The sequence below is a fragment of the Streptomyces sp. NPDC008121 genome, assembly GCF_042957155.1.
Taxonomy (GTDB): domain Bacteria; phylum Actinomycetota; class Actinomycetes; order Streptomycetales; family Streptomycetaceae; genus Streptomyces.
In genome coordinates this window covers 143319-163619 of record NZ_JBIBHT010000008.1, presented here as the reverse complement: position 1 = coordinate 163619, position 20301 = coordinate 143319, and the positions used below count along the sequence as shown (strand labels likewise).

Annotated in this window: 19 protein-coding genes and 1 pseudogene; 10 read left to right on the top strand and 10 right to left on the bottom strand. The window is 74.5% G+C overall.

The window, feature by feature from the left end; translation table 11 throughout:
- Window positions 1-158 precede the first annotated feature (158 nt).
- The 4 genes from ACFZBD_RS25805 to ACFZBD_RS25790 all read right to left on the bottom strand — a co-directional run bounded on the left by ACFZBD_RS25805 (window position 159) and on the right by ACFZBD_RS25790 (window position 2988).
- Window positions 159-848 (bottom strand): phosphotransferase, encoded by a 690-nt coding sequence (locus tag ACFZBD_RS25805; RefSeq protein ID WP_391144372.1) that lies wholly within the window; start codon window positions 846-848, stop codon window positions 159-161.
- Window positions 849-1088, bottom strand: coding sequence for a hypothetical protein (locus tag ACFZBD_RS25800; protein WP_391143718.1), 240 nt, complete (start codon window positions 1086-1088; stop codon window positions 849-851).
- A gap of 166 nt (window positions 1089-1254) precedes the next feature.
- Complete coding sequence (locus ACFZBD_RS25795) at window positions 1255-1944, bottom strand: copper homeostasis protein CutC (protein WP_391143715.1); 690 nt, start codon at window positions 1942-1944, stop codon at window positions 1255-1257.
- A gap of 51 nt (window positions 1945-1995) precedes the next feature.
- Window positions 1996-2988 carry a hypothetical protein gene (locus ACFZBD_RS25790; RefSeq protein ID WP_391143712.1) on the bottom strand — a complete coding sequence of 331 codons (993 nt, stop codon included), beginning with the start codon at window positions 2986-2988 and terminating at the stop codon, window positions 1996-1998.
- A 208-nt stretch (window positions 2989-3196) separates the two neighbouring features.
- Between ACFZBD_RS25790 and ACFZBD_RS25785 the strand changes: the two genes are divergently transcribed.
- The 10 genes and pseudogenes from ACFZBD_RS25785 to ACFZBD_RS25740 all read left to right on the top strand — a co-directional run bounded on the left by ACFZBD_RS25785 (window position 3197) and on the right by ACFZBD_RS25740 (window position 13014).
- The gene (locus ACFZBD_RS25785; protein WP_391143709.1) at window positions 3197-3481 is read left to right on the top strand and encodes a cation transporter; all 285 of its coding nucleotides are present in this window, start codon (window positions 3197-3199) and stop codon (window positions 3479-3481) included.
- Window positions 3482-3632: 151 nt separating this feature from the next.
- Window positions 3633-5903 carry a heavy metal translocating P-type ATPase gene (locus ACFZBD_RS25780; RefSeq protein WP_391143707.1) on the top strand — a complete coding sequence of 757 codons (2271 nt, stop codon included), beginning with the start codon at window positions 3633-3635 and terminating at the stop codon, window positions 5901-5903.
- A 40-nt stretch (window positions 5904-5943) separates the two neighbouring features.
- A complete protein-coding gene (locus ACFZBD_RS25775) occupies window positions 5944-6225 on the top strand; it encodes a metal-sensitive transcriptional regulator (RefSeq protein WP_137994181.1) in 282 nt (93 codons plus the stop codon).
- A gap of 295 nt (window positions 6226-6520) precedes the next feature.
- Window positions 6521-6880 (top strand): annotated as a pseudogene (locus tag ACFZBD_RS25770) (BlaI/MecI/CopY family transcriptional regulator); the annotation flags it as partial.
- A gap of 470 nt (window positions 6881-7350) precedes the next feature.
- Entirely contained in the window at window positions 7351-8262 is a 912-nt protein-coding gene (locus ACFZBD_RS25765; protein WP_391143702.1) for a M48 family metalloprotease, read from the top strand.
- Window positions 8263-8388: 126 nt separating this feature from the next.
- A complete protein-coding gene (locus ACFZBD_RS25760; protein ID WP_391143699.1) occupies window positions 8389-8868 on the top strand; it encodes a GNAT family N-acetyltransferase in 480 nt (159 codons plus the stop codon).
- 292 nt (window positions 8869-9160) lie between these two features.
- Window positions 9161-10057: a methyltransferase domain-containing protein gene (locus tag ACFZBD_RS25755; RefSeq protein WP_391143698.1), complete on the top strand. Its 897-nt coding sequence runs from the start codon at window positions 9161-9163 to the stop codon at window positions 10055-10057.
- A gap of 71 nt (window positions 10058-10128) precedes the next feature.
- Window positions 10129-10560, top strand: a complete 432-nt coding sequence (locus ACFZBD_RS25750; RefSeq protein ID WP_391143696.1) for a transcriptional repressor — start codon at window positions 10129-10131, stop codon at window positions 10558-10560.
- A gap of 241 nt (window positions 10561-10801) precedes the next feature.
- On the top strand, window positions 10802-11836 hold the full coding sequence (locus ACFZBD_RS25745; RefSeq protein ID WP_391143694.1) for a LuxR C-terminal-related transcriptional regulator: 1035 nt from the start codon (window positions 10802-10804) through the stop codon (window positions 11834-11836).
- A gap of 125 nt (window positions 11837-11961) precedes the next feature.
- Complete coding sequence (locus ACFZBD_RS25740; RefSeq protein ID WP_391143692.1) at window positions 11962-13014, top strand: LuxR C-terminal-related transcriptional regulator; 1053 nt, start codon at window positions 11962-11964, stop codon at window positions 13012-13014.
- Between the two features lie 105 nt (window positions 13015-13119).
- Here the strand turns inward: ACFZBD_RS25740 and ACFZBD_RS25735 are convergent, their stop codons facing one another.
- The 6 genes from ACFZBD_RS25735 to asnB all read right to left on the bottom strand — a co-directional run bounded on the left by ACFZBD_RS25735 (window position 13120) and on the right by asnB (window position 20238).
- Window positions 13120-13323, bottom strand: coding sequence for a hypothetical protein (locus ACFZBD_RS25735; protein WP_391143691.1), 204 nt, complete (start codon window positions 13321-13323; stop codon window positions 13120-13122).
- A 217-nt stretch (window positions 13324-13540) separates the two neighbouring features.
- Window positions 13541-14827 carry a D-inositol-3-phosphate glycosyltransferase gene (gene mshA / locus ACFZBD_RS25730; RefSeq protein WP_391144369.1) on the bottom strand — a complete coding sequence of 429 codons (1287 nt, stop codon included), beginning with the start codon at window positions 14825-14827 and terminating at the stop codon, window positions 13541-13543.
- A gap of 146 nt (window positions 14828-14973) precedes the next feature.
- Window positions 14974-16539, bottom strand: a complete 1566-nt coding sequence (locus tag ACFZBD_RS25725) for a class I tRNA ligase family protein (protein ID WP_391143689.1) — start codon at window positions 16537-16539, stop codon at window positions 14974-14976.
- A 16-nt stretch (window positions 16540-16555) separates the two neighbouring features.
- Entirely contained in the window at window positions 16556-17293 is a 738-nt protein-coding gene (locus ACFZBD_RS25720; protein WP_391143688.1) for an SDR family NAD(P)-dependent oxidoreductase, read from the bottom strand.
- Window positions 17294-17386: 93 nt separating this feature from the next.
- A complete protein-coding gene (locus tag ACFZBD_RS25715; protein WP_391143686.1) occupies window positions 17387-18409 on the bottom strand; it encodes a PrpF domain-containing protein in 1023 nt (340 codons plus the stop codon).
- Window positions 18406-20238 (bottom strand): asparagine synthase (glutamine-hydrolyzing), encoded by a 1833-nt coding sequence (gene asnB, locus ACFZBD_RS25710; protein ID WP_391143685.1) that lies wholly within the window; start codon window positions 20236-20238, stop codon window positions 18406-18408. Before asnB ends, ACFZBD_RS25715 begins: the two co-directional genes overlap by 4 nt.
- Window positions 20239-20301 lie beyond the last annotated feature (63 nt).

Here is a 20301-nt window from a genome sequence, read left to right as displayed (position 1 = left end):
AGGTGTTACGCACGAGTAGTCAGGGGCATGGTGGGGCCTGCGGGCGGTGATGACCAGCCTCGTGCACGAACCTCCCGTGGGTCCGCGTGCAGGGCCGTCACGGGCCGGGACCTCACGGGCCCCGGGAGCTCGCGGACCGGGAGCTCGCGGGCCGGGCCTCAGGCGGGGGAGGTGAACTCGGGGAGCGCCTCGGCCCACGCGCGGTGGGCGACGGTGGCGAGGATGGGGTTGGTGTGCCGGTAGTGGTGCTCCGTCACCAGGCCCCAGGCGAGGGCCCAGCCCCGTCCCCGGGCCCAGGTCGCGTCGTCGACCCGGGCCGCCTCGCGGAGGAGTGGGCGGGTCTCGGCGGTGAGGAGCGTCCAGGCGGCCATCATGTCGACGGCCGGGTCGCCGGTGCCGACGCCGCCGAAGTCGATGACGGCGCCGAGCCGTCCGCCCCGGGTCAGCAGGTTGCCGGGCAGCAGGTCGCCGTGGACCCAGACGGGCGGGCCCTCCCACTGGGGCAGCCGCAGCACCGATTCCCAGGCCGCGGCCGCGGCGGGGCCGTCGACGGTTCCGTCGGCGCCGAGGTCGCGCAGGGCGGTGGCGAGGTGGCCGCCCGTCCACTCGGTGATGTGCCCGCCGCGGAAGGACCGGGGGCCGCCGGTGGCGTCCACACCGCGCAGGGCCACCCCGAACCGGCCCAACTCGACGGCCGCGTGGGCGAGGTCGACGACCGGCTCGTCGAAGGCGTCGGCGCCGTCGAGCCATGCGTACACCGACCACGGCAGCCCGAAGTCCTCTCCGGGCGCCCCCTTGCCGACCGGCACGGGCACGGGCAGCGGAAGAAGCGGGGCGAGGTAGGGCAGTCACCGCTGCTCGGTGACGACGGCCGCGGCGGTCTCGGCGCTCCTGGGCAGCCGCACCACCTTGTCGTCCCCGAGCCGGAACATCACGTTGTCGGTCCCGGCGGACGGCACCGCCCTGACCTCCAGCCCGCCCCACTGGGGAAACCGCGTCCCGACCAGGCGGGCGACGGCCTCGGTGTCGAGGACGGCCGCCGCGTCGGGGCGGGGGTCGGAAGGCGTACGGGGAGCGGGTGCCGGCATGCCCGGCAGGCTAGCGACCGAACCCGTACGTAGGACACGGGATTTCGCCGGCGGCGGCACGAAGGCACGTGGTCGCGCCGCGCGTGCGCGCACGCGACCGGCGGATCCGGTCGGCGGCTCCAGTCGGCGGGGCGCGAGCGCCGGGGCCGACCGGGCCCGCGTCTGCCTACCCGTCGATCGCCTCCCGCCACACCCGGACCGCGTCCGAGGAGACCGGGTGGGTCCAGCCGTGGGGGCGGGCCGCGCCGCCGATGTGGAAGGCGTCGAGGCCGGCGGCGCGGAGGGTGGGGAGGTGGTCGAGGCGGAGGCCGCCGCCGACGAGGATGCGGGGTTCGTAGCCCGGGCGGCCCGCGTGGGACGCCTCGGCGGTGAGGACCCGGAGGCCGTCGTCGACGCCCGTCGACGCGCCCGCGGTGAGGTAGGTGTCGAGGCCGGGCAGGTCCGCCAACTGCTTGCGCAGACCGTCGCGGTCGGCCGCCCGGTCGATGGCGCGGTGGAAGGTCCAGCGGCAGCCGTCCAGGACGGTGATCAGCCGCTCGACGGCCACCAGGTCCACCTCGCCGTCCGGCGTCAGGAAGCCCAGGACGAACTCCTCCGCCCCGGCCTCCCGCAGCTCCGACGCCCGGGCGACCAGCGCGTCCACGTCGCCCGCCGCGAAGCCGTCCGCCGAGCGGAGCATCACGCGCAGCGGGATGTCGACCGCGGCGCGGATCGCGGTGAAGCCGGCCAGGGTCGGGGTCAGCCCGTCCGCCGCCATGTCGGTGACCAGTTCGAGGCGGTCCGCCCCGCCGGCCTGGGCCGCGACCGCGTCCCCTTCGTCGAGGGCGATCACCTCAAGGACTGCTCGGTTGCTCATAGAGCCCCATCCTCCACGCATGACGGCTATAGGTCTAGTCCAATGATCAGCCTAGCCGTGCGGGTGCTCTCCCGCATCGTGCGCCGCGCCGCCCGTCGGCGCCGGCGCCTTCTCCGGCTGCCCGTGCCCGGCGCCCGCATGCACCGTGAAGGCCGCCGTGCGCACCTTCCCGCCATGCTGGAAGTCGAGGAAGAGCCGGTACGTGCCCGGGCTCGGGGCGGTCGCCGTGAAGGAGACGTCCGGGCCGGGGCCGCCTTCGTTGGGGTGGACGTGCAGGTAGGCGAGGTCGCCGTCGCGGAGGGCGACGAGGTGGCCGTAGGCGCCGAGGTAGGGCTCGAGGTCGGTGACGGGCTTTCCGCCCCGGGTGACGGTGAGCTTCAGCTCGCCGGCCTTTCCGGGGGTGAGCGTTCCGCCCAGGGCGACCTGATAGCCGTCGACGGTCGCCGTCGGGGCGGCGGCCGGCAGCGGTCGGGGTGCGTACGCGCCGGGGACGGACAGGTCGACGCCCAGCGTCACGTTCTTCGCGCCCGCGGTGGCCGGCTTGAAGTCGGCGAAGGCCTTGTAGCCGCCCGCCGCGGGCAGGTCGACCGGGGTCGACCAGGTCCCGTCGGCCGCCCGCACCGGGTGCAGGTGGCGATAGACCGTCAGATCGCGCGAGGCGACGATGAAGTGCAGCTCCTTGCCGTGCTCGGTCTTGTACGCGGTGACCTTCCGGCCGTTCCCGTCCTTGACCGAGAACCGCAGCACGCTCTTGCCGGCGGCCGGCCTCGGCGTCTCCAGCGCGAGGGTGTAGCCGCCCTCCGAGACCTGGAGCCCGCCGGCCGCGGAAGCGGCCGCCGGGGTGTCGGCGGAGCCCTCGCCGTGTCCGGCGTGCCCGTCCCCCGCCGTCTCCTCCCCCTCCCCGGGCGTGGCGGACGCGTGCTCGCCATGGGCGGCCTTCGGCGGCTCGTCCACGGGTCCGACACCCACGCCGACGCCGTAGGCGGTCCCGAAGGTCGCGGCGAGCGCGGCGGCATAGGCGGTGATCTTCACTCCGGTGTTCATGGCAGCTCTCCCGTACGTGGGTGACCGTCGCCGGTCCGCTTCTCTCTTGGCGCTACGCACTTCACGATACCCCTAGGGGGTATCGAGTCAAGCCGGGGAGACCGCTTGCGCCGAATACCACCGGGGGGTATATATGGAGCGAGAGTCCGATACCCCCAGAGGGTATCCGAGGCGACCGAAGTCCGCTTCACCGAACGAGGAGGAACCGATGTCTTCCTGCTGTACTCCGGACGGCAGCTGCTCGACGAACGCCGGCGAGGCGACCACCGCCGTCGCCGACGCCACGACCACGGTCTACGCCGTGACCGGCATGACCTGCGGTCACTGCAGGACCGCCATCACGACCTCCGTCGGCGCGCTGGACGGCGTCCTGTCCGTGGACGTCGACGTCGCCGGCGGCCGGGTGACCGTCACCACGGGCGGCGCGCCGGACGACGCCGCGATCGCCGCCGCGGTCGACGACGCCGGCTACGAGCTCACCGGCCGCGCCTGACCGGCAGCACCCAGCGCCACCACGGCCGCCGGGGCCCGTCCGTCCATGGGCCCCGGCTCCCGAGGCCCTGCCCGGAAGGTCCCGCCCGGCTGGGGGCGGACACCCGCCCCGGCGCCGCCGCCGGTGAACCGAGCCCCAAGAAAGAGGAGCCATGACCACGACCACTCCGGGCGCCGCCCAGGTCGAGCTCGCCATCGGCGGCATGACCTGCGCCTCGTGCGCGGCCCGCATCGAGAAGAAGCTCAACCGCATGGACGGGGTCGAGGCCACCGTCAACTACGCCACCGAGAAGGCGAAGGTCACCTTCGACGCGGACGCCGCCATCTCGGTCGCCGATCTGATCGCGACGGTCGAGGCCACCGGCTACACCGCCGAGGAGCCCGCCCCGCCCCGGTCCGCGTCGGCCGCGGACGGCGGCCCCTCCGACGAGGAGCGGGCCGACGAGGAGCTGCGGCCCCTGCGGCAGCGGCTGATCACCTCCGTCGCGCTCGCCGTCCCCGTCGTCGCGATGGCGATGATCCCGGCGCTGCAGATCGAGTACTGGCAGTGGCTGAGCCTGACGCTCGCCGCCCCGGTCGTGGTCTACGCCGCCTGGCCGTTCCACCGCGCCGCCTGGACCAACGCCCGGCACGGCGCGGCCACGATGGACACGCTGATCTCGGTCGGCACGATCGCCGCGTTCCTCTGGTCGCTGTGGGCCTTGTTCTTCGGGACGGCCGGTACACCCGGCATGACCCATCCCTTCGCGTTCACGATCGCCCGCACCGACGGCGCCGGGAACATCTATCTGGAGGCCGCTGCCGGCGTCACCGCCTTCATCCTGGCCGGCCGCTACTTCGAGGCCCGCTCCAAGCGCAAGGCGGGCGCCGCGCTCAAGGCGCTGATGCAGCTGGGCGCCAAGGAGGTCACGGTGCTGCGCGGCGGCGCGGAGGTCACCGTGCCCACCGCGGAGCTGCGGGCCGGGGACCGCTTCCTGGTCCGCCCCGGCGAGAAGATCGCCACCGACGGCACCGTCGTCGAGGGCTCCTCCGCCGTGGACGCCTCCATGCTCACCGGCGAGTCCGTACCGGTCGAGGTCGGGGTCGGCGACGCCGTCACCGGCGCGACCCTGAACGCCGGCGGCCGACTGGTCGTGGAGGCCACCCGCGTCGGCGCCGACACCCAGCTCGCCCGGATGGCGAAGCTGGTGGAGGACGCGCAGAACGGCAAGGCCGCCGCCCAGCGCCTGGCCGACCGGATCTCCGCCGTCTTCGTGCCGGTCGTCATCGCCCTGGCCCTCGGCACGCTCGGCTTCTGGCTCGGCTCCGGCTCCGGACTGACCGCCGCCTTCACCGCCGCCGTCGCCGTCCTGATCATCGCCTGCCCCTGCGCCCTCGGCTTGGCCACCCCGACCGCCCTCATGGTCGGCACCGGCCGCGGCGCCCAGCTCGGCATCCTCATCAAGGGCCCGGAAGTCCTGGAGACCACCCGCCGCGTCGACACCATCGTCCTCGACAAGACCGGCACCGTCACCACCGGCCGGATGACCCTCCTCGCCGTACACACCGCGGACGGCACCGACGAGACCGACGTCCTGCGCCTGGCCGGGGCCCTCGAGCACTCCTCGGAGCACCCGATCGCCCAGGCCGTCGCCGCCGGCGCCGCCGCCCGCGTCGGCACGCTCCCCACGCCCGAGGACTTCGCCAACGTCCCCGGTCTCGGCGTCCAGGGCGTCGTCGAGGGCCACGCCGTGCTCGTCGGACGCGAGAAGCTGCTCACCGAGTGGGCCATGGAGCTGCCGCAGGCGCTGAAGGCCGCCAAGGAGGACGCGGAGGACGCCGGGAGGACCGCCATCGCGGTGGCCTGGGACGGCGAGGCCCGGGCGGTCCTGGAGGTCGCCGACGCCGTCAAGGAGACCAGCGCCGAGGCCATCCGGCGGCTGCGCGCCCTCGGGCTCACCCCGATCCTGCTGACCGGTGACAACAAGGCCGTCGCCCGGTCCGTCGCCGCCGAGGTCGGCATCGACGAGGTCATCGCGGAGGTCATGCCGCAGGACAAGGTCGACGTGGTCAAGCGCCTGCAGGGCGAGGGGCGTTCGGTCGCCATGGTCGGCGACGGTGTCAACGACGCCGCCGCCCTCGCCCAGGCCGACCTCGGTCTGGCGATGGGCACCGGCACGGACGCCGCCATCGAGGCCGGCGACCTGACCCTCGTCCGCGGGGACCTGCGGGCCGCCGCCGACGCCATCCGGCTCTCCCGCAGGACCCTGGGCACCATCCGCTCCAACCTCTTCTGGGCCTTCGCCTACAACGTCGCCGCCCTGCCGCTCGCCGCGGCCGGACTGCTCAACCCGATGATCGCGGGCGCGGCCATGGCCTTCTCCTCGGTCTTCGTGGTCGGCAACAGCCTGCGCCTGCGCGGCTTCCGGGCCGCCGACCAGTGACCCGCGCCACCGCCCGCAACCGTCCGACGAGGAGGCCGCCGTGGCCGGTTACGTACAGCACAAGGAAGACATCATCAGGCGTCTGAGGCGTATCGAGGGGCAGGTCAGGGGGGTGCAGCGGATGGTCGACGAGGACGTCTACTGCATCGACGTACTGACCCAGGTCTCCGCGATCAACGCGGCGCTCCAGTCCTGTGCCGTGGCCCTGCTGGACGAGCACCTCAGCTGCTGTGTCACCGAGGCGATCGCCCAGGGCGGTGACCAGGCGAAGGTGAAGGTGGGCGAGGCGTCGAAGGCGATCGCCCGGCTGATCAGGACGTAGCGGTCGGGAGGCTCAGGGGAGCCTCCCGACCGACGCCCGGCCGCTCGCGCGTGGCGCTCAACCTCCCTTGCGCGAGGGGCAGTCGGCGGACAGCCGAAGGCTCAGACGGAAACAGACTCCGAGCACTCGGCGGAGCAGCACCAGCTCCGCCGAACCGGGCAGTCCACGGCCGCAGACCGTCGCGCAGGGGCGGTTCCTCATGAGGGTCGACATCCCGCCATCCTACCCCCCGGGGGTATATCGACGCGGGGTGAGCGGCCCGTACGATGAGCCGCCCGACGGGGAGGGGATGCGCGTGCGCCGGCTGGGAGAGCTGGAGGCCGAGATCATGGACCGGCTGTGGGCCTGGCAACGGCCCGCCACGGTCCGCGAGATCGTGGACGACATAAATCTGGGGCGCCGGGTCGCCTACACGACGGTGATGACGGTGGCGGACATCCTCCACCGCAAGGGCTGGCTCCGCCGCGAGAAGGCCGGCCGGGCCTGGCTGTACGAACCGGTGCGCAGCCGCGAGGAGTACACCGCGGCCCTGATGCAGGACGCCCTCGGCGGCAGCGCGGACCGGCCGGCCGCGCTCCTGCGTTTCGTGGAGACCATCTCCGACGAGGACATGGCGGCTCTGGACGCGGCCCTGCGGGCCGCCCGGGGCGCGGGCCCCGGCGACGGGACGCCACCCTTGGGTCCGGGCGCGGCCGGACCGCACACCGCCGGTACGGACACCGTCGGACCGGGAACCAGCGGGACTGACAGCGCCCGCCCGCACCTCACCGGACCGCACCGCACCGCACCGGAGACCACCGGACCGGGGACCAGCGGGCCTGACACCGTAGGGCCGGGGGCCGCCGGCGCCGGAGCGGAGGGCGGGGCGCCCGGGCCCTCGACCCTTACGCCCGGGCCCTCCGGTCCTGCCCCGCAGAGCCCGGGCAGCCCGGGCGGCGCGCCCGGCCCCGCCTCCGGAGCGTCGGCGGCGGCCTTCCCGGCACCGGCCTCCCCTGCGCGGGGCGGTACGGCCGGACCGACGGCCCCCACCCCGCCTCCCCCGCCTGCCGCGCCCCCCGCGGCAGCCGGTCCCGCCGCACGCCGACGCGGCCGGGTCACCGGCCCCTGTCCGGACGGGGACGCCGCATGAACCACCACCTCCTGCCGCCGCTCGGGCTCGCCCTCTCCTCCGGGCTGCTGGTCCCCTGGCTGCTCGTGCGCGCCCGCTGGGTCCAGCAGGTGCCCCGCCTCGCCCTGGCGGTGTGGGCCGCGTGCGGCGCGGTGTTCGCCGCCTCGGCCGCCCTGCTCCCCGCCCACCTCGTCCTGCCGGCCGCGAGCAGCCACCGGCTGGGCGACCTCTACCTCTCCCTCCGCCTCCCGCCCCCCGGCTCCCTCCTCACCCTCTCCGGGCGGGAGTACCTCGCCCTCCTCCTGGGCCTTGCCGCGCTCGCCCTGCCCGCCGCCGGGTTCGTCCGGCAGCTGCTGCGGGCCCGGCGGGCACGGCGGCGGCACGCGGACGTGCTGCGGCTGGTCGGGCGGTACGACCCCGCGCTGGGCGCGACCGTCCTGGACCACGCGCGGCCGGCCGTCTACTGCCTGCCGGGGCGCTCGCGCCGGGTCGTCGTCTCCTCGGGGGCCGTGGCCACGCTCACCACGCCCCAACTGGCGGCGGCGCTCGCCCACGAGCGGGCGCACATCGCCGGGCGCCACCATCTGCTCGTGGCGGCGGCCGAGGCGTTCGCGGCGGTGTTCCCGCGCCTCCCGCTCACCCGGTACGGCGGCACCGCCGTCCCCCTGCTGCTCGAAATGACCGCCGACGACCGGGCGTTGCGCCGCTGCACCCCCGACGCGCTGGCCACGGCCCTCTACGCGCTCGCCTCCGGCCAGGCACCCCGCGAGGCGTTCGCGGCGGGCGGGCCGTCGGCGGCGCTGCGGATGCGGCGCATCCTCACCCCGTACCGCGCCGGACATCCGGTGCTGCGCGGGCTGCTGACGATCGCCGCGGGCGGTCTCGCGGTGGCTCCGCTGATCGTCGCGTGCTGTTCCTTCCCCGCTTAATTGACTCGGTTCACTACGTAATTACTAAGTGAATTCGTAGATTTGGCATCGGTCACACCACTCGGAATTCCCGGCTATCGTGGGTACGTTGGCGTTCAGGCCGGGCACGTCGAAGGGTACGGACCAATGCAGCTGGCTGACGTGCGGATGGCTGCGGCCGCCGACGCGACGACGATATCCAGGCTGCTGGCGGACGTCATTCGGAGCAGCTACGACGGAATACTCGGCGAAATCCCCGCGCGCCGCCTGGTCTCCACGCAATGCGCACTTCCCCGTATCCGCGCGGAAATTGAAATTCCGGGTGGCGCGCCGGGCTGGCTCGGCTGGCTGGTCGCCGCCGGCCCGGACGGAACGGTCGTCGGCGCGGTCGCCGGCGGGGTCCCGGTGCCGGGCGAGGGCGAGCTGTACGCGCTGTGCGTCGCGCAGGACGCGCGACGGCGGGGAGCGGGCACCGCCCTCCTCGCCGCGGCGGCCGACCGGATGCGCGGCTTCGGCGCCCGCGAGATGCGCGTGACGCTGCCCGCGGCCGAGGACCCGGCCCTGCCGTTCTACGAGCACCAGGGCTTCGGCGCCCTTTCCCCCACCCGCTGGGTCCGCGCCCTCTGAGCCCCCGCTCGCCCAAAAGCCCCACGCGCGTCCGTGAGCCCCCCGCTCCCTAAAAGCCCACGCGCCTCTGAGCCCCTGCTCCCCCAAGGTCCCCAGCGACCTCTGCCCCCCGCTCCCCCAAGGGCCCCACGCGCGCTCGGCCGTTGGCCGAAGTACGCCATCGCGTGTTCACGCCGCCCGATCCGCTGGATCCGGTACCCCCCGCCCCCGCAGGATTGATCCAGCGGCGCGGGCCCGGCGGCACGGGCGCCCCGCCCGGACGGCACGGACCGAGCGAGCCCCTGGAGGAGCGATGCACACACCGAGCGGCACTTCCCTGCCCGTCGTGCCCGCGGCGCTCGCCTCGGTCCTGCCGTCCCGATACGACCCGGCCACGGACATCCCCGCCCCCGGCGCCGGCCTCCGCGTCACCGCCGACACCCTGCCCGGCCTGGAATCCGTGGCCCCCGCCGACGAGGACGCGGTCTGGCTGTACGACGCCCTGCTCGGCCCGCACAGCGCCGACATCGTCCGCTACCTCGCCCTCGCCCGGTCCACCGGCGGTCCCGTCCTCGACCTCGGATCCGGCGCCGGCCGGCTCGCCGTCCCCTTCGCCCGGCACGGCTTCGCCGTCGAGGCCGTCGACCGGGACGCCTCCGCGCTCGCCCGCCTCGGGACCTGGGCACGGCGCATCGGCCCCCAGGTCGCCGGGCTGATCGTCACCACCCGCGCCGACCTCACCACGCTCCGCCTGCACGGGAGTTACCGGCTCGCCCTGCTCGCCGGCGCCATGGTGTCCGCCGTCCCCCCGAGGGCCCGCCCCGGTCTGCTGCGCGAGATCGCCTCGCACCTGGACACCGGCGGCGCCCTCGCCCTGGACTACACCTCCCACCTGCTGCCCGGGCTGATCGCCGAACCCCGGCGCACCTGGGCCTTCCAGGTCCCCCGGTTCGACGGGATCGACGAATGGGTGGTGGCCCGGCAGGTCTTCGACACGGCCGCCATGAGCGAGCGGATCACCTACTACGCCTCCCGCACCGGCAAGCTCTCCACCGAACGGGCCGTCCTCACCACCGACAAGTGGATCGTCGACCCCGAGCGCCTCGCCGCCGAACTCCACTCCGCGGGCCTGCACATCGAAGGCCGGCGGCGCCACCGCATCGACGACCGCACCGAGAGCGTCCTCCTGGTCTGTCGCCCGGACGACTGACGGCGTGAGCAGGCAAGAGGTACGATGCCTACAAAAGTTTGAGCCGACCAGGCAGCGGGCGGGCGGAGAAAATGGCAGTCGCGGAAGAGCTGACGGGACGCGAGGCGGTGATCCAGCGCCTGCGCGACGTCGGCCTGCGGGTCACGGGCCCCCGCCTGGAGGTGCTCACGGTGCTCGCCGCGGGCGGCCATCTGGACGTCGAGGCGATCACCGCCACCGCCCGCGAGCGCCTCGGCACGCTCACCAGCCAGGCCGTGTACGAAATGCTGCGCCACTTCCAGGAGACCGGCCTGGTCGCGAAATTCGACCGGCCCGGCATGCCGGCCGTGTTCGAGATCGCGGCCGCCCCGCACCAGCACGCCCTCTGCGTGCACTGCGGCCGCGTCGAGAACGTCGACACCCCCGCGCCGCGCCCGCCCCGGGGAGCCCTCCCCCGGTGGCGCACGGACGACGCCGAGATCGTCTTCAAGGGCCTCTGCCCCGACTGCGTGCTTTCTTCTTAGGGCTCGGTTCGCCTCCGGGGCCTATGAGTCGGACTCACACGGCCGTACGTGCTCGGCCGTGTTCCCCCGACGGCCCCTTCGGCTCACTCGCCAGAGGGCACCCGGGTTCGGCTCACGCGCCGGGGCGGCCCCGGCCGAGTGAGGCCGGGGGAAGACCGTGCGTCGCGTTCGATTCTGTGGCAGGGTCTAGCGGGGCGATTCAGCGGGACCCGCGAAGGGTCCGAGGGGAGTCTGCTGCGCTGTGTCGAAAAACGCCACCGGGACGCGTACGGGAAGCGATCAGGCCCTCGCCGTCTACCTGGAACTCCGAACCCGCCCCGCCGCCGCCTTCGACGAGATCGCGGACGGACTCGCACTCTCCGCCGAGGACCGGGAGCGATGTCGTGGCGAACTCGCCACCCTCGGCCTGATCGAACAGCCCCCCACCACGGCCGGCCCCCACACGCCCGCCGTCGTCGACCCCGACATCGCCCTCGTCCGCCTCCTGCAGTGCGAGCGCGAACGGCTGGAGAACCGGCTCGCCGAGACCAGCCGCGCCCAGAGCACCCTGGCGACCCTCGCCGGCCCCTTCCTGCGCGCCGGGACCGCCCCCGACTCCGAGGTCGAGGTCGAGATCATCGCCGACCCCGACCGCGTCCGACACGAGCTGGCGGGCCTCACCGACACCGTGCGGTACGCCGTCCACTCCATGCACACCGGTTCCGTGCGGCGCGAGGACATGGGCGACGAGCTGGAGCGCGACCGCCACCGCCTCGCCCGCGGGGTGCGCGTCCGCGCCATGTACAGCCGCCGGATCAGCTCCGTGCCCGAGATGATCCAGCATTTGGAGGTCCGCAGCGCCCTCGGCGTGGAGATCCGGCTCTCGCCCGTCGTCCCGATGAACATGGTCCTCGCCGACGAGAACTTCGCGATGCTGCCCACCGACCCGCACGCGCCGGACTCCGCCACCATCCTCGCCCGCGGGCCGGGCCTGGTCCGGTCCTATCTCGCCCTGTACGACTACTGCTGGCACGCGGCCACCCGCTACGGCGACGAGGAGGCCCCCGAACGCGGCGGCGACGGGCTCTCCGAACAGCAGCGGGCCGCCCTCCACATGCTCGCCTCCGGCATCAAGGACGAACAGATCGCGAAGAACCTCGGAGTATCCCTGCGGACCGTCAGCCGGCTGCTCTCCGAGGTGATGCACGAACTGGGCGCGGCGAGCCGCTTCGAGGCCGGGGTGAAGGCGGCCCGGCTCGGCCTCCTGGACGGCGAGGCGCGCGACCGGGAGGCGTGACCCCGGCCCCGGAAGGGGAGGGGAGTGACCCACGACACATCAAAGATCGGCAGGACGGACACCCAACGAGCCGTATGACAAGGTGAGGCGGGGCGACTTGGATCTACGAGGGGGGTCACTTCGCCATGGTCTCGACAGGCGACGGCATCGGAGAGCACGTGACCGGTCCCGTCCTGACCCTCTATCAAGAGCTGCGCAGGCGGGGGATATCCAGCTTCGGCGAGGCGTACAGCGAGCTGAGACTGGCGCCGGAGGAGTACGAGCGATGTCGTGACGAACTGACCTCCCTGGGCCTGATCGTGCCGACGGGCCCCGCCCACGCCACCGTCGCCGCGCTCGCCGACGGCAGCTGGCGCCGCGAGACGGACATGGTCGCCGCGATCGACCCCGAGATCGCCCTGCTGCGGCTGCTCGAACGGGAGCGGGAACGGCTGCGCGAGCACCTCGCCGAGGCCGACAGGGCGTACAGCACGCTGGAGACGCTGGCCGGCACCTTCCTGCGGGCGAGCGCGCTGACCCGCTCCGAGGCGGCCGTCGAGGCGCTGACCGACTACCGCCGCATTCAGCAGGCCATCGAGGACATCACCGACGTGATGCAGGAGAGCTCGGCCTCCCTCCACCCCGGCACGCCGGGCCGGCAGAACCCGGACAGCATGCTGGACCGCGACCGGCGCCAGATCGCCAACGGCGTGCGGGTGCGCGCCATCTACGGCCGGCAGGAGGCCGCCGAGCCGGAGATGGCCGCGTTCCTGGGCCGCCGCGCCGCGCTGGGGGTCGAGATCCGGCTCGCACCGGCCGTCCCCATGAACATGATCATCGCGGACCGGCAGTTCGCCCTGGTCCCCATCCGGCCCGAGGACCCCCGCGAGGGAGCGATCCTGGCGCGGGGCTCCGCGCTGGTCCGGCCGTACCTCAGCCTGTACGAGCACTGCTGGCACACGGCCACGCCGTACGGCACCGAGGTCGCGCCCGAGCGGGGCGGCGACGGACTGTCCGAGCAGCAGCGGGCGGCGCTGCAGATGCTCGCGTCGGGAATGAAGGACGAGAAGATCGCGCGGACGCTCGGGGTGTCCTTGCGGACGGTGAGCCGCATGATCTCCGAACTCATGCAGGAATTGGGCGCGTCGAGCCGATTCGAGGCCGGAGTGCGCGCCGTCCAGCTCGGCTGGCTGGACTGAGAAAACCGTCAGGCCCCGCAATCCCGATGCGATTGCGGGGCCTGACGATTTCCTGCGTCCTGCGTCCTGCATCCTGCGTCCTGCGGGACGCGGAGGCGCGTCGCCTCAGTCGATCGAGGGCGCGGGCGACGGCGGCGGGACCGGCCAGCCGTTGTCCTCCTGGCCGCCGGCGTTCTGCGAGACCGGGGCCAGGGCGGAGTCGGGAGCGGCGACCAGGGCGGCGCCACCGCCGACGGCCAGACACGCGGTCAGGGCGACGGCGAACCGGCGGGCGGCCGTGCGAATATCCGCGCCATGCGCAGCAGACATGATTCCTCCAGGAGTTGGAATGCGAATTCCGTCCTCCGGGGGCCCGTGCCGCCGGGCGCTCCCTGAAGACATCTCCATTCTGGACCGCCCCCGGAATGCGATCCATAGATTCCCTCTGCGTGGACCCGCCATGGCGTGGATGCGTCATTACGCCATCACGGCAACGGAATTGCCGAGTCCGGGACCGCTCATACTTTTGGTCGAACCAAAAGTGATGCTAGACTCGCACGACGGCCTTCTCGTTCCTCCAGGAGAGAGGGGCCGCCGGGGCAGGGGCGTGCCGCCGCCCTTGCCCCACCACGACGGCGTCCGCCCGCGCGGCCTCGTAGACCTCGATCGTGCGCGCGGCGGAGGCGTGCCAGCTCATTCCTCGGGCGTGCCGGACCGCCGCCTCCCCCATCGTCACCCGCGCCGCCGGATTCCCGGCCAGCCACAGCAGCCGGCGCGCGTACTCCACCGGGTCGTGGCCGCGCACCAGCAGTCCCGTCACCCCGTCCCACACCGCCGTCGGCAGCCCGCCGACCGCGGCCGCCAGCACCGGCGTCCCGCACGCCTGCGCCTCCAGCGCCACCAGACCGAAGGACTCGCTGCGCGACGGCACCACCAGCACGTCGGCCGCCCGGTACCAGTCCGCGAGCCGGTCCTGCGGTACGGGAGGACACGGCCGCAGCACGTCCGTCACGCCCCGCTCGCGCGCCAGCCGCCAGGCCGTGCCCTCCCGGCTCGCCCCCGAATGACCGCCGATCACCGGAACGATCAGACGCCGGCGCAGCTCGGGTGCCATCAGCAGGAGTTCGGCGACCGACCGGACCAGGACGTCGGGGCCCTTGAGGGGCTGGATGCGCCCGGCGTACAGCGGGACGAAGGCGTCGGCGGGCAGCCCGAGCCGGGCCCGCGCCGCCGCCCTGCCGTCCCCCGGCCCGAAGGTCCGCAGGTCCACCCCCGGCCGCACCACCTCCGTGCGCGGCGCCCGCGCCCCGTACAGCGACCGCAGCGCCTCGGCCTCGTCGGCCGTGTTGGCGATCAGCCGGTCGGCGGCGCCGACCACCTGGTGCTCGCCGCGGACGCGCAGCTCGGGCTCGGGGGTGTCGCCCGCCGCCAGGGCCGCGTTCTTCACCCGGGCCAGGGTGTGGGCGGTGTGCACCAGCGGTATCCGCCAGCCGGCGGAGGCGATGCGGCCGGCCTGGCCGGAGAGCCAGTAGTGGGAGTGGACCAGGTCGTAGCGGCGCTCCTCCTTGAGCAGGGCCAGCGAGAACGGCACGACCAGGTCGGGCATCGCCTCCTTGGGCAGGGCCCGGCGGGGGCCCGCGTGCAGATGGCGGACCCGCACGCCCGGGGCCAGCTCGACCGAGGCGGGGACGGCCTCGCCGCGGCAGCGGGTGAACAGGTCGACCTCGGCGCCCTGTTCGGCGAGCGCCCGGGACAGCTCGACCATGTAGACGTTCATCCCGCCGGCATCGCCGGTCCCGGGCTGGTGGAGCGGCGAGGTGTGGACGCTGAGCATGGCGACGCGCAGGGACACGTGGGGCTCCTGTGAGGGGCGGGCCACGTGTCCCTGCGTCGCGCGCACGGCCACGCGGCGAGTGGGTGGAACGGAGGCGGAGGCGGAAACGGGGATGCGGAACGGGTACGGGCGGCGGAACCGGCCGGTCAGAAGCCGAAGACCGGGCCCGAGGGCGGGGCGAGCCGGGTCCCCGGCAGCGGGGCGGTCAGGGCGTGCCAGTCGACCGGCCTGCCCGGCGCCGCCTGGAGCGCCGCCGCGAGCCGGTCGGCGCCCTCCGGCATCACCGGCCGCGCCCACGCGGACAGCGCCGACGCGAACGCCAACTGGCCGGCGAGCGCCGGCAGGTGACGGCAGGCAGTGGTCGGCCGGCAGCGCTCGTGGGCGTTGACATGGCCGAAGTCGGCGACCGACCGGACCATCTCGTCGAGGACCGCGACCGCGCGGCGCGGGTCGAAGGCGTCGGTCCCGTAGGCGTCCCGCAGGTCGTCCACGGCCCGGTGCAGCCGCCGCTCCAGGACCGCCCAGCCGGTTCCGCCGGGCAGCGCCTGCGGGGCGAGACCCGCGCATTCCTCGCGCACGGAGGCGAAGAGCCGCGCCAGCCAGCTGTTCCAGGACTCGTCCAGCTCCTGCCGGGCGGTGGCGAGCCGGTCGCGGGAGAAGACGGTGCGGCGACCGGTGGGGCGGGCCTGGAGCACATGCCGCCGCAGCGTGTCGGAGCCGTACTCGGTGAGCAGGTCGAGCGCCCAGACGTTGCCCTCCTGGACGCCCTCCTCGATGACGTACGACTCGTTGACGCAGAAGTCCTGCGGCAGCTTGACGTCCTGGGCGAGGAGCAGCACCGGCAGCAGCACCGCGTGGCAGAAGGCGTGCCCGAAGCCGCAGAAGTGGATGGCGCGGGCGGGCAGCGGGCCCTTGGTGTCGTAGCCGAACAGGTGCATCGCCGCGGCTTCGAAGCAGCCGTCGATGCGGTGGTCGGGGAAGCCCTCGACCGGCACCTCCAGACCCCAGTCGGCCGGGTTGCCGACCGCGATGTCCGGCAGCCCGTCCTCGACGAGCGACTCGCACAGCGCGGCGAGCCGCGGCGGCAGCCCGGCGGTCGCCCAGTAGTCGGCCAGCGTCTCCCGGAACGGCTCCAGCGGTACGTACAGCCGGCGACAGCGCTTGGGCAGCGCCGGGGTGTCGCACAGCGAGCAGCGCGGGGTGATCAGGTCGCCGCCGTCGTTGGGGCGGGCGCACTCGTGGCACATCCCGCCGTCGCTCGCCGCGCCGCAGTGCGGGCAGACGCCGGTGACGTGGGCGCCGTACAGCCAGCGCTCGCAGGGCTCGCAGTAGGGCAGCAGCCGGGTGCGCGGGGCGATGACGCCCTGGGCGTAGAGGCGGCTGAACAGCTCCTGGACCCAGCGGGTGTAGCCGCGGTCGCGGCGGGGGCGGACGATGTGGTCGAACTCCACGCCGGAGCGCAGCCAGTCGGCGGTGATCGCCGCGCGGTAGCCCTCGGCGACCTCCTCGGGCTTGCGGTGGTGGCGCAGCGCCCTGACCTCGACGGAGCTGGCGTGGTCGGCGGTGCCGGTAGTGAAACGGACGGCCTCGCCCTCGGCGCGCAGATAGCGGGTGAGGACGTCGGCGGCGACGTACGGCCCCGCGAGGTGGCCGATGTGCAGTTCGCCGTGGGTGGCAGGAGGGGTGGCGGTGATCCAGACGGGGGTGCTCATGGGGACCTCCTGAGCGTCAGCGAGGTTCGAAGTGGAAGCTGCGGATGAAGCAGTCACGCGGCTGTTCGACGGCATAGACGACGCATTCGAAAAGGGCCTGGGTGGTGAGCTTCTCGTCGGGCGCCATTCCGTCCGTACGCACTCCGTCCCATTCGGCGAAGCGCGGATCGGAGGTGGAGAAATCGGGAGGGTACAGGGAGAAGACGCGGACACCCGAGGGGCGCAGCCGCCGGGAGAGGATGTCGGCGAATCCGGCCTGGGCGCTCTTCGCCGCCCAGAACGCCTCGTGGGCGGTGGCGGCCGAGGCGCCCTCGGCGTCCCGGACCGCGACCATGTTGACGATGTCGGGGCGCAGCGAGCCGCGCAGCAGCGGCAGGAAGTGCTTCACCATCAGGACGGTTCCGCCGGCGGTCGACTCGATCGTCTCCACGATCGCGTCGTCGCTCGCCGCCTCCAGGTCCATGCCGTCGAGCCAGCGCGCCCCGTTGTTGACCAGCAGGTCGACGCGGTCGGTGTGCTCGCCGACCCGGGCGGCGAACTCCCGGATCTCGGCGGGCCGGCTCAGGTCGCAGCCGAAGGCGTGGATGCGGTCGCGGGCGGAGCCCATGACGTCGGTACGGGTCCGCTCGGCGGCCTCGACGGTGCGGGCCGAGACATAGACCTCGGCGCCGAGGTGCGCGAATCCGACGGCGAGCGCGCGGCCGAAATAGCGGGACGCTCCGGTCACGACGACACGCAGATTCTCGAATGTCATGCTCGTCTGCTCTCCCCTGCCGGACGGGCGAATGCGGTCGAATTCAGCGTGGCAGAGGAAAGGGAGCCCAACCCCGTTGTACGGGCTGCGCGTTCACGCCGTTGCGTGGATACGCCAGGGGATCCGGAGGCGGTCGACGACGGCCGCGCGCTTGTGGTGGACGGCGACGCGGCCGTCGTCGCAGGAGACGGTGACGGGCCCGCCGGGGGTGCGCACGGTGCCGCGCAGGGGCGGGACGACGGTCCCCCCGACGGACGCGGCGGCGGCGAGCGCGGCGGCTCCGGTGAGGGCGAGCCGGGGGTGCCAGCCGCCGACGGTGAGGGCGCGGACGGCCGTGCGGCCCGCGTCGTCCACGGCGAACGCGGCGATCTTCGGCAGTGCGGAGCCGGGCGGGTGCCCGAGGGCGCGGGCGGCGTGCGCCCGGAGCGCGAGGAGGCGGCGTCGGGTGCCGTCCCCGGCGCGGAAGAGGGCGTCGGCGGTGGGGGCGCCGAGGTGGGCGGCGTCGACGAAGACGTACGGATTGCCGTACCGGACCAGGGAGACGGGCAGCCCGTCGAGGACGTCGACGGGGCGCCCGGTGGGGAGGGTTCCGGGGGCGTCGGGGGGACGGAGGAAGCGGAGGGTGTAGGAGGCGGCGGCCGGGCCGTTGGGGCCGGCGGGCTCCGGGGTGCACAGGAGGTCGTCGTCCGTCGTGACGGCGTGGACGGTGACGGGTCCGGGCCGGGCGGCCGCCACCACGCAGGCGAGCAGCGAGTGGCCGCAGCCGGTGCGGAAGTCGAACCCCCCGCCGGGCAGGGCCTGGACGAAGCGGTAGTCGAGGTCGTGGCCGGGGCGGGCGGACGGCCCGTACAGGGCGATCTTGTTCAGCCCGGCGTAGGGGGTCGCGGCCAGGGCCCGGCGCAGCGCGACCAGTTCGCCGCGCAGCGCCAGCGCGCCCGCCGGGAGGTGGGAGAGGCGTACGACCAGGGTGGGGCCCGGCGCGTCCTCGGCGCGGACGACGGTGGCGGCCACCCCGCCGCCCGCACCACCCGCGCCGCCGGCGCCCGTACGCCCGCTCGCGCCCGTACGCCCGCCCGCACCACCCCCGCCCGTACGCCCGCCGCCGTCCGGTGTCACGCCGCACAGCCCACCGGGATCCGCATGCCCTGGACGACGTCGCTCCACAGTTCGTGGACGGCGATGCCCCAGAGGGCCAGCGCGTCCTGCTGCGAGGGGCGTTCGAGCTGGCGGGCGAGGAGCCGGCCGACGCGGTCGGCGCGAAGCCTGCCGCCGAGGACGAGGCGGGCCGGGGAGAGGAGTTCGCGGACCGTGTCCAGGAGGGGGCTGCCGGGGGTGAGCAGGGCGGCGATCGGCAGTGTGAACGGCTGCTTGGGCCGGTTCAGGACCGCCGCGGGCAGCAGCTCCCGCCCCGCTTCGTACAGCGCCCGCTTGCCCCGCCGCGCCTCCGGCGGGAGCGAGCGCGCGTAGGAGACGACCGAGGGCTGGCAGAACGGCATGCGGGCCTCCACCGCCCACGCCATCGACAGGTGGTCCACGCGCCGCAGGTGGTACGCGGGCAGCCGCCACCGGGTCTCGAACGCCGTCATCGCCTCCAGCCGGCCGGCCCCGACCGCCTCGGCCGAGCGCAGCTCCTGCTCGATCCGGTCGGCCGCCGAGCCCCGCTCGGCGATGAACGCGCGGTACCCCGGCGTGTACAGGTGCTCGCGGAGCATCCGGGGGGCCGCCGACAGCGCGTCCGTGTACGCCCCCGCCCAGTCGGCGCCCGCCGGCGCGTCGAGCGCGGCGCGCATCCGGTCGTACCCCCCGAAGAGTTCGTCGGCGCCGTCGCCCGCGAGCGCGACGGTGAAGCCGCTCTGCCGTACGGCGCGGAACAGGGCGTACGTGGAGAGGGCGATGGGGTCGGCGTTGGGCTGGCCGAGGTGGCGGACCGTGCGGGTCAGGAGGGAGCCCAGCTCGTCGGGGTCGACGGCCACCTCGTGGTGCACGGTCCGGGCGCGGCGGGCGACGGAGCGGGCGTACGCGGACTCGGAGCCGGGCCATGTGCCGCGGTAGGTGAGGTGGAAGGTGTGGAGCGGCGGCGCGTCGGTCTCCCGGGCGTACTCGGCGGCGAGCGCGGTGACGAGCCCGGAGTCGAGGCCGCCGCTGGTGATCGCGCACACCGGCACCTCGGCGCGGACGAGCCGCCGCACCTCGCGCCGCAGCACGTCCTGCGCGTCGCCGGCCGACGCGGGGGCGTCCCCGGCCGGGGCGCGGTGCGGGGCGCGGCGGCGGACGAGGGGCGGGCGGCCGGGCCTGACGACGGCGGTCGCGCCGGGCGGCAGGACGTCGATGCCGTCGAGGGCGGTGCGGGCGGAGAAGGGCGTACGGGTGGCGAGGACGGTGTCCAGGGTGTCCTCGCGCGGGCTGATCCGTACGCCGTCGAAGGCGAGGAGCGCGGGGATCTCGGAGGCGAACCGGGTCGATCCGTCGGCCGGGTCGTGGTGGAGGTGGACCGGTTTCATGCCCATGTCGTCGACGGCGAGGAGGAGTCGGGGCCCGTGGCCGGTGCCGGCCCTGAGGTCGAGGACGGCGACGGCGAACATCCCGTCGAGGTGGTCGGCGAAGGCGGGGCCGTACTCGGCGTAGAGCGCGGGCAGGACGGTGCCGTCGCAGCGGTCGGGGAACCGGTGGCCGCGGGCGGCGAGGTGCCGGCGCAGCTCGGCGTGGTTGTAGATCTCGCCGTTGAGGACGGCGAGGATCCCGGGCAGGTGCGGCAGCCGGTAGGGCTGCCTCCCGCCGCGGGGATCGGTGACGGCGAGGCGGTCGCACCCCAGCGACCAGCCGGGCCCGCCGAGCACGTGGTGCTCGTCGGGGCCGCCGTGTCGCTGGCGGGCCGAGACCGCCGAGAGTTCGGCCGGCTCGGGGCGGGCCGCCCCGGCGGCGAAGGAGCCGAAAATCCTGCACATTGCCGGTCGCCCTCCGGTTCGTCTGCCGCGGCTCCGGCCGCCCGTCGCGGCCGCCGCGCGCTT